Origin of the sequence: Geobacillus sp. ZGt-1 (assembly GCF_001026865.1) — a bacterium.
Classification (GTDB): Bacteria; Bacillota; Bacilli; order Bacillales; family Anoxybacillaceae; genus Geobacillus; species Geobacillus thermoleovorans.
Genome location: NZ_LDPD01000025.1, coordinates 168600 through 177875 on the forward strand (window position 1 = coordinate 168600; position 9276 = coordinate 177875).

The 9276-nt window shown below is 56.6% G+C and carries 6 protein-coding genes and 6 pseudogenes; 5 read left to right on the forward strand and 7 right to left on the reverse strand.

Features of this window, described 5'->3' with window-relative positions:
- The 7 genes and pseudogenes from VU18_RS20535 to VU18_RS20555 form a co-directional block, all read right to left on the reverse strand.
- Positions 1-719, reverse strand: a pseudogene (locus VU18_RS20535) (excinuclease ABC subunit UvrA); the annotation flags it as partial.
- 1 nt (position 720) lies between these two features.
- Positions 721-1917 (reverse strand): annotated as a pseudogene (locus VU18_RS20540) (excinuclease ABC subunit UvrA); the annotation flags it as partial.
- 7 nt (positions 1918-1924) lie between these two features.
- A complete protein-coding gene (gene uvrB / locus VU18_RS13520; RefSeq protein ID WP_021321647.1) occupies positions 1925-3901 on the reverse strand; it encodes an excinuclease ABC subunit UvrB in 1977 nt (658 codons plus the stop codon).
- A gap of 249 nt (positions 3902-4150) precedes the next feature.
- Entirely contained in the window at positions 4151-4375 is a 225-nt protein-coding gene (locus VU18_RS13525) for a CsbA family protein (RefSeq protein ID WP_011232557.1), read from the reverse strand.
- A 13-nt stretch (positions 4376-4388) separates the two neighbouring features.
- The coding region (locus tag VU18_RS20545) for a PDZ domain-containing protein (protein WP_236687407.1) at positions 4389-4727 on the reverse strand (339 nt) is incomplete at its 5' end.
- Position 4728: 1 nt separating this feature from the next.
- Positions 4729-5322, reverse strand: a pseudogene (locus tag VU18_RS20550) (PDZ domain-containing protein); the annotation flags it as partial.
- A 1-nt stretch (position 5323) separates the two neighbouring features.
- Positions 5324-5561: pseudogene (locus VU18_RS20555) on the reverse strand (PDZ domain-containing protein); the annotation flags it as partial.
- A gap of 218 nt (positions 5562-5779) precedes the next feature.
- Between VU18_RS20555 and VU18_RS13535 the strand changes: the two are divergent.
- The 5 genes and pseudogenes from VU18_RS13535 to VU18_RS13545 all read left to right on the forward strand — a co-directional run.
- Positions 5780-6298 carry a MerR family transcriptional regulator gene (locus tag VU18_RS13535; protein ID WP_042381720.1) on the forward strand — a complete coding sequence of 173 codons (519 nt, stop codon included), beginning with the start codon at positions 5780-5782 and terminating at the stop codon, positions 6296-6298.
- A gap of 167 nt (positions 6299-6465) precedes the next feature.
- The coding region (locus VU18_RS20560) for a DUF6044 family protein (RefSeq protein ID WP_236687408.1) at positions 6466-6702 on the forward strand (237 nt) is incomplete at its 3' end.
- Position 6703: 1 nt separating this feature from the next.
- A pseudogene (locus VU18_RS13540) lies at positions 6704-8139 on the forward strand (DUF6044 family protein); the annotation flags it as partial.
- Positions 8120-8208 (forward strand): hypothetical protein (locus VU18_RS21150; protein ID WP_255351097.1); only part of this gene is annotated, 89 nt, incomplete at its 3' end. The pseudogene VU18_RS13540 and the gene VU18_RS21150, both read left to right, overlap by 20 nt.
- Before the next feature lies 1 nt (position 8209).
- Positions 8210-9148 (forward strand): annotated as a pseudogene (locus tag VU18_RS13545) (glycosyltransferase family 2 protein); the annotation flags it as partial.
- Positions 9149-9276 lie beyond the last annotated feature (128 nt).

The following is a 9276-nucleotide window of genomic DNA, read 5'->3' on the forward strand; positions in this document are numbered from 1 at the left end:
GGTGACAGCGACAAACGTGCCGAGCGGGATTTTCACCGATACGTTTTTCAAGTTATGCTCGCGCGCGCCGACGACCTCAAGCCAACGTCCGTCCGGACGGCGACGCTCGGCCGGAATCGGGATGAATTTTTTCCCCGATAAATACTGGCCGGTGAGCGAGTTCGGGTCGTTCATCACTTCTTCCGGCGTGCCGGCGGCGACGACCTCGCCGCCGTGGATGCCCGCCCCCGGACCAATGTCAATCAAATAGTCCGCGGCCAGCATGGTATCCTCGTCGTGCTCCACCACAATGAGCGTATTGCCGAGGTCGCGCATGCTTTTCAACGTCGCGATCAGCCGGTCGTTGTCGCGCTGATGAAGCCCGATCGACGGCTCGTCGAGCACGTACAGCACCCCCGTCAGCCGCGAGCCGATCTGCGTCGCCAAGCGGATGCGCTGCGCCTCGCCGCCGGAGAGCGTTCCTGCCGAGCGGCTGAGCGTCAAATAGTCGAGGCCGACGTTTTGCAAAAAGCCGAGCCGGTCGCGAATTTCACGCAAAATAAGGCGGGCGATTTGCGCTTCTTTTTCGGTCAGCTCGAGACCGTCAAAAAAGGCGAGCGCCTCGGTCACCGACATGGCGGTGACCTCGCCGATATGCTTGCCGCCGACAAGGACGGCCAGGCTTTCTTTTTTCAGCCGGTAGCCTTGGCATGTCGGACATGGTTGTTCCGCCATATACTNTTCCATCTGCTCGCGGATGTAGTCCGAGCTCGTCTCGCGATAGCGGCGTTCGACGTTCGGAATGACGCCTTCAAATGCGATGTATTGTTCGCGCACTTGCCCGAAATCATTCGTATAGCGGAAGTAAATCGGCTCCCCGCCGCTGCCGTACAAAATTTTATCGAGCTGCTCTTTTGGCAAATCTCTGACCGGCACGTCCATCGGGATGCCGTAATGGCGGCACACGGCTTCGAGCAGCTGCGGGTAATATTGCGAGCTTTGCGGCTCCCACGGAGCGATGGCGTGTTCTTTTAACGTCAGCTCATCGTTCGGGATGACCAAATCGAGATCCACTTCGAGCTTCGCCCCGAGCCCGTCGCAGTCCGGGCAGGCGCCGAATGGACTGTTGAACGAAAACAGACGCGGTTCAAGCTCCCCGATCGAAAAGCCGCAGTACGGACAAGCGTGCTTTTCGCTGAACAAGAGCTCCCCCTCGCCGATCACGTCAACGACCACTTTGCCGTCGGCGAGCTTCAGCGCCGTCTCAAGCGAATCGGCAAGCCTGGCGGCGATGCCGTCTTTGATGATGATGCGGTCGACGACGACATCAATCGAATGTTTTTTGTTTTTTTCCAGCTCAATGTCCTCCGTCAACTCGCGCATCTCGCCGTCAATGCGGACGCGCACATACCCTTGTTTGCGAATATCCTCCAATGTCTTGGCGTGCGTCCCTTTTTTTCCCGAGACGATCGGCGCCAAAATTTGCATTTTCGTCCGCTCCGGGTAAGCGAGCAGCCGGTCGACCATTTGCTCGATCGTCTGCGATTGGATTTCAATGCCGTGCGTCGGGCAAATGGGGCGGCCGATGCGGGCGAACAGCAGCCGTAAATAATCGTAAATTTCCGTCACCGTGCCGACGGTTGAGCGCGGGTTGCGGCTCGTCGTTTTTTGATCGATCGAAATGGCCGGCGACAACCCTTCAATCGCATCGACGTCCGGTTTTTCCATCTGCCCTAAAAACTGGCGGGCATACGCCGACAGCGATTCGACGTAGCGGCGCTGGCCTTCCGCGTAAATCGTATCAAACGCCAGCGACGACTTCCCCGACCCGGACAGCCCGGTCAAGACGACGAGCTTGCCGCGCGGGATTTCGACGTCAATGTTTTTCAAGTTGTGGGCGCGCGCCCCTTTGACGACAATTTTATCCATTCCGTTCATCCGGCCATCACCCTTCCGCTTTCAATTCGAAAATGATATCGCGCAGCTGGGCGGCCCGCTCGAAGTCGAGCGCTTTGGCCGCCTCTTTCATTTCCGCTTCGAGCGTTCGAATCAGCTCTTCCCGCTCTTGTTTCGTCATCGCTGCCGCCGGCTTTGCCTCGTACATCTCCGTCTCTTCCGCCGCATACGTCGCGCGGATGACGTCGCGAATCTCCTTTTTCACCGTGCGCGGCACGATGCCGTGCTTTCGGTTGTACTCTTCTTGAATCGCGCGGCGCCGCTTCGTCTCTTGAATGGCGATTTCCATCGATTTCGTGATCGTATCGGCGTACATGATCACATGGCCGTTCGCGTTGCGCGCCGCCCGGCCGATCGTCTGGATGAGCGAGCGCTCCGAGCGCAAAAACCCTTCTTTGTCGGCGTCCAAAATGGCGACAAGCGACACTTCTGGGATGTCGAGCCCTTCGCGAAGCAAGTTGATGCCGACCAATACATCGTATTTGCCGAGCCGCAAATCGCGGATGATTTCAATGCGCTCGAGCGTCTTAATTTCCGAATGCAAATACGCCACCTTGATCCCCGCTTCTTTCAAATAATCGGTCAAATCTTCCGCCATCTTTTTCGTCAGCGTCGTCACCAACGTCCGCTCGTTCCGCTCGACGCGCTCGCGAATTTCGCCGATCAAATCGTCGATTTGCCCTTTCGTCGGGCGGACGTCGATCGTTGGGTCGAGAAGCCCGGTCGGGCGGATGATTTGTTCGACAACGCCCGGGCTGTGTTCAAGCTCATACGGCCCCGGCGTCGCTGAGACGTAAATAATTTGATTGATTTTTTGCTCGAACTCTTCAAACGTGAGCGGCCGGTTGTCAAGCGCCGACGGCAGACGGAAGCCGTGGTCGACAAGCACTTGCTTGCGCGCCCGGTCGCCGTTGTACATGCCGCGCAGCTGCGGCAAGGTGACGTGCGACTCATCAACGATGATCAAAAAATCGTCCGGAAAATAGTCAAGCAATGTATACGGCGTCGAGCCTGGCGGCCGCAGCGCCAAATGGCGCGAGTAGTTTTCGATGCCGGAACAAAAGCCCATCTCGCGCATCATTTCAAGGTCATAGCGCGTCCGCTGCTCAAGCCGCTGCGCCTCTAAGAGCTTTCCTTGCGCGCGCAGTTCGGCAAGCCGCTCCTCAAGCTCTTGTTCGATGTTTTGAATGGCGAGCCGCATTTTCTCCTCGCGCGTCACGAAGTGCGACGCCGGGAAAATGGCGACATGCTCGCGCTCGCCGAGCACCTCGCCGGTTAAGGCGTCCACCTCGCGGATGCGCTCGATTTCATCGCCGAAAAATTCGACGCGGATGCAATGTTCATCGCGCGACGCGGGGAAAATTTCGACAACATCGCCGCGGACGCGGAACGTGCCGCGGCGAAAATCGATGTCATTGCGGTCGTATTGGATGTCGACAAGCCGCCGAAGCAACGCGTTGCGCTCGATCTCCATCCCAACGCGCAGCGATACGACCAGTTCGCGGTACTCTTCCGGCGACCCTAAACCGTAAATGCACGACACGCTCGCAACGATAATCACGTCCCGGCGCTCAAACAAGGCTGATGTCGCCGAGTGCCGCAATTTGTCGATTTCATCGTTGATTTTCGCGTCTTTTTCAATGTACGTATCCGTCTGCGGCACATACGCTTCCGGCTGATAGTAATCGTAATAGCTGACAAAATATTCGACGGCGTTGTGCGGGAAAAACTCTTTCAGCTCGCTGTACAATTGGCCAGCGAGCGTTTTGTTGTGGGCGATGACAAGCGTCGGTTTGTTGACTTGGGCGATCACGTTCGAGATCGTAAACGTTTTGCCCGTCCCCGTCGCCCCAAGCAGCGTTTGATGCTTCACCCCGCGGCGCAGGCCGTCAACGAGCTTGGCGATCGCCTGCGGCTGATCGCCTTGCGGTTCGTATGGCGCCACTAATTGAAAACGGCCCTCCACCGTTTCGCCTCCTCCTTCGTACCATCTTTCCCCATTGTATCACATCGTGATGATCCATGCATCAAAAATGCGAACTCATATTCGTACCAATCCACTCAGCGTTTTCCATCGCTTCGCACCGAAAAACGCGAAAAAGCGGACCCATTCATGCCCAAGGTCCGCGTCTTCGCTCCGTTCCGTTTCGACAATCCGAGGTTCAGCCGACGATGCCTTTTTCCAAAAACAGACGGTTGAACCGACAACGCCGCTTCATTTTTGCTTCAGATAGTCGAGCATGCGGCCGGCCCAAAGAAAGCCGGCGATCGTCGATGCAATGTCAGCGACGATTTCATGCAGCTCATCCGTATAGCCTTTCAAGTAGGAAGCGACAAGCAGCGCCGTCGTCAACAGCACAGCAATGTACCGATTGTACGTCACCCGCGCAAACAACAGCACCAATAAGCACGGAATGATGAGTGCCGCCAAAAACCACATGATCCATTCTCCTTTACGAAACAGCTTCAGACGCTGATGCGTTCCGATCACGGACGAACAGCAGCCCGAGTTCATGATGCTCATCCTCATAGAGCGCCCCTTGGACGAAACGGACTTCGCCGTTATGTCCGACGACATCCAACTTGCAGAACGCGCGGTTGCGTTGGAGCGCCTCGTAAAACTCGGTTTCACTCCGCACCGGGGCGCCGTTTGTTTTGATGATGACTTCTCCGATCGAAAGCCCCATTTTTTCCGCTTTCGAGCCGGGAAGCACGCCGACAATCACCAAGCCGTGCGGATGGCGGGCAAAGCGGGGCGGGCGGGCGCGGTCGGCGCGATGCCCGGAAAACGCNATCCATTCGCGGCCGATGATGGCCATAGCCCCCGCCGCCACCGCGAGCGGTGGATACCATATACCGGAAGCGGCCAACAGGGCGACAACGAACGCCAGCCGAACAACAAGCCGCCCCTCCGCGCGCGCCGCTTCCGCCGGCAGCATGTGCTGGCGGCGCTGGGAAAAGCCGAGAAGAAACGGCACGAGCCAAAATGAATAGCTGTCTCCCGTCGAAACGAGCGGCCACCAGGAAGCCGGAGGCAGCGCGCCGCCTGATACGGGCAGCACAACCGGCACAAACCAAAGACGCTGCGTCCATTGCAGGCCGACCGTCATCCCTCGCTTGCTTTTCGCAAGCTGCGGCGAGGCCGCCTCGTTTCGCGTGCGAATGATGAGCCATCCTTCCGAAAGCAAAAGCAACGCAAGCCACACCGCCAAAGCGGGCGCGGCCGCCATGCCATCGGGAAGCCATCGGGACAACGCGCTGCTTCGCTCCGCCAAACCGAGCACGAGAAGCGCGCCGCCAACCGTATAAGCAGGCGACAGCAACCGCGCTTCCATCGTCAAACTAAAGAGCACCGTCAGCACCGTCACCGTCCAAACCGCTTCCTGCNGCACCGCGATCCCGATGCCGACGGCCGCCGCCGACAACATCGCTCCAGCCATCCATCCCTTCGTCCAAAGCCCGCGCCACTCTTGCCATAGGCTGTAGACGCGCACATGAAAATCGCGGCGCTCCCGCTTCACCCGCCGCCAACCGACGGCCAAAGCGAGCGCGGCGCCATAATAAAGAAGCGGCTGCCGCCAAACCGACGCGACGCCCTCAAGCCATTCCAGCCACCATGTTGCCATCCGCTTCACCCCTTGCGTCGTTCATCATTCTTTATCTTCTATTCTACCAAATGGCATGGCCAATTCCCATGCCCACAGCCATCTTTTTTCGCCAATGGCGAATCTTCGCTGTTTTCCACTTTCTTTGCCGAATCAACACTAGTTTTGTCGGCTGGGAAGGATTTTCAAAGATGCAGAGGAAAAAGGATAAACAAGACGAAACAAGGAGGAGTGAAACGATGGAATTGAAAACGTCCGACGTCGCTATTCGCCTTGGTGTATCGCCGAAAACGATCCAGCGCTGGGTGCGCAAATACAACATTCCGTTGCGGAGAAACGAGGCCGGCCACTACTTGTTTGATGAAAAAACAGTCGCCTTGCTCGAACGGGTCAAATTTGAACAAGGCGCCGCCATGGAAGCGCCGCCGACCCCGAAACGCCCTCCGACGCCGCTGCGGAACAACATTCCTATTGACGCCTTACATGAATCGATCGAACCCGAAATCGCCCGCGTCTCCTCGCGCTTGGACCAGCTTGAACGGCAACTGGAGCAAAAAGCAGATGACATCGTCTCCATTCAACTGTTGCATCACCGCCAAGAAATGGAAGAAATCGTCGCCCGCCTCACTGCGTTGGAGCAGCTTGTCGCCCGCCTTGAACAGCAGCTGAACAATCGGCCGCCTTCCTCCCATGAAACACCGGAAGAGACGAAACAGAAACGGCGCGGCCTTGGGCGGGTGATGGGGTTGTTTGCCTAATGGTTCCATCCACCCTGCTTGACGCAGGGTGTTTTTTTGGTTGCTTCTTTCCCCTTTTTCTCCCCCTTCACTACTTCTTTACAATTTTTTTATGCTTTTTTAATCGCAGCGGTTTATAATGGACCATGTTGTGCAATCTTCCCGTATGGGAAAGGAGGGCGCGCGAGATGGAACAAAGAGAACGAAAAGCGGTCGCCATCGCGTTCATCGTATTGGCTCTCTACCTTTCTCCGCTGTACATGTTAGGCGAACACGCCCATATTCGCGTGCACGACAATATGGATTCGAACATCGCCTGGTATCGCGTGCTCGTTCGCAGCGGCCAACTATTTGGCCCAATCGATGCCGTCATCCCGCAAGTGATCAACGGGTTGCCGCGCAACGCCTTCGGCACAGAATTCAGCNGCATCGTGTGGCTGCACGCTTTGTTTCCCTCCATGGCGGCGTACGCGCTCAGCCAGACAATCACGAGGGTATTCGCCTTTTTGGGTATGTATTGGCTGCTCAGGCGCCACTTTTTGCCTTCACCGGAATCATGGCTCATTCGCGTCGGGGCGGCGCTTGCTTTTGCGCTGACACCGTTTTGGCCGTCCGGCATGTTAAGCACGCTCGGCATGCCGCTGGCGCTTTGGGCGTTTCTGTCGATCCGCAACGGAGAAGCGACATGGAAAGAATGGCTTGCGATCATCTTGCTTCCGTTTTACGCCAGCTTTGTGCTCGGATTTTTCTTTTTCCTCGCCGCGATGGCGGCGGTGTGGCTGTTTGACGGCGTTGTCCGCAAGCAGTGGAACAAGCGGTTTTTCGCCGCGATCGCCCTGATGACAAGCTTGTTTTTGGCCATCGAGTACCGCCTCGTGTACTCGCTTGTCTTCAGCGGCGAACCGACGAGCCGGAACGAGTTCCTCTCCTCGCGGCTCAGCTTCGTCCACTGCCTTCGTTTAACGTTGAAAAACTATGTGCTCGGCCATACGCATGTGATGACCGTCCATGGGCCGATCATCTTGCCGGTGCTTTGGGCGGCGTTTTTTCTCGTTTTGCGCCGCCGTCAGCGCGGGTCATTGGAGCGGCGCTTCCTTTTGCTGTTTTGGTTGAACATCGCCTTATCGGCTTGGTATGCGTTTTGGTTTTACAAAGGGTGGCAGCCGCTGAAAGAACGGATTTCACTTTTGAATACGTTCAATTTCGCCCGCTTCCATTTTTTGCGGCCGATGGTCATTTACGTCGATTTTGCCTTGGCCTTGCAAATCTTAGCCAAGGAACGGACCGCATGGCGGCGCCTCGTGCCGATCGCCTTGGCGCTGCAGCTGCTTTTGCTTGGCGGGTTTAACGAGGAAATCCGCTATCGCCTCGCTGGCACGCCGTCGTTCGAGCAGTTTTATTCCGAACATTTATTTACCAAAATCAAGCAATACATCGGCAAGCCGGTATCGTCCTACCGCGTTGCCAGCGTTGGGCTTCACCCGGCCATCGCTCAATACAACGGGTTTTATACGCTCGATACGTACAACAATTTTTACCCGTTGTCGTATAAGCGGAAGTTTCGCCGCATCATTGCCAAAGAATTGGACAAAAGCCCAGTGCTGAAAGACTATTTCGACCATTGGGGCAACCGCGTCTATTTGTTTTCGGCAGAGCTCGGGAAACATTACATGTTCACGAAACGCTCGCATAAAGTCATTCGTCATTTCGAGATCGACACAAAGGCGTTCAAACAGCTTGGCGGCAAGTACATTTTTTCCTCCGTCCCGATCATGAACGCCCGCGACATCCATCTCCGCTTCTTGCGGGCGTTCACCGATCGACAGTCAGTCTGGAAAATTTATGTATACGAAGTGGAGTGAAAGGGAGGCAAGAAACATGGTGGACAAACCATTGTTAGCCATCGTCGTCCCATGCTACAACGAAGAAGANGTGTTGCCGGAAACGGCCCGGCGGCTGACCGCTTTGCTTGAGCAGCTGCTCGAAGAAGGAGCGGTCGCCATCGGCAGCCATATCGTTTTTGTCGACGACGGCAGCCGCGACCGGACATGGGCGCTCATTGAAGAAGAAAGCGAGCGCAACCCGTTTGTCTCCGGTGTGAAACTCGCTCGCAACGTCGGCCATCAGCGGGCGCTGCTCGCTGGGCTCGAAACCGTTCGCGCGTACGCCGATTGTGCCGTGTCCATTGACGCCGATTTGCAAGACGATGTGGAGGCGATCCGCGAATTTGTGCAAAAATACCGCGAAGGGTATGACATCGTGTATGGCGTGCGGCGGAGCCGAAAGACAGACACGTGGTTCAAGCGTACGACCGCCCAAGCCTTTTATCGGTTCATGAGGGCCATCGGAATCGAGCTGATTTACAACCACGCCGATTTCCGTCTGATGAGCAAGCGGGCGCTCGATGAACTGAGCCGTTACACGGAAGTCAATCTCTTTTTGCGCGGGTTGGTTCCGCTCGTCGGCTTCCGCTCGACGTGCGTCTTTTACGACCGGCATGAGCGGTGGGCTGGACAGTCGAAATACCCGCTCAAAAAGATGCTCGCCTTCGCCTTTGACGGCATCACGTCCTTGAGCGTCGCACCGATTCGCGCCATTACGCTCATCGGGTTTTTGGCCTTTCTCACGAGCGGTGCGGCCGGGCTGTACGCCCTGATCGTCAAATGGCTTGGACACGCCGAATCGGGCTGGACGTCGCTCATGATTTCCGTTTGGTTCATCGGCGGGCTGGTGCTCATGAGCCTCGGCCTCATCGGGGAATACATCGGCAAAATTTATCAAGAGGTGAAACGGCGGCCGCGGTTTGCGATCGAAAAAACCGTGCAGCTGCCGCTTCCATCAGAAAGGGAGAAAACACCAGCCCGCCTGTAGGAAGGCATAGGTGATCCAAAATCGAAAAGGTCGGACGGATCCATCGGATCCGCTTGAACATCTCCTGCTTTCACTTGCGGCCTGGCAGCAGCATCCTCCTTCGATTCGATATAGATGCAACAAAGAAG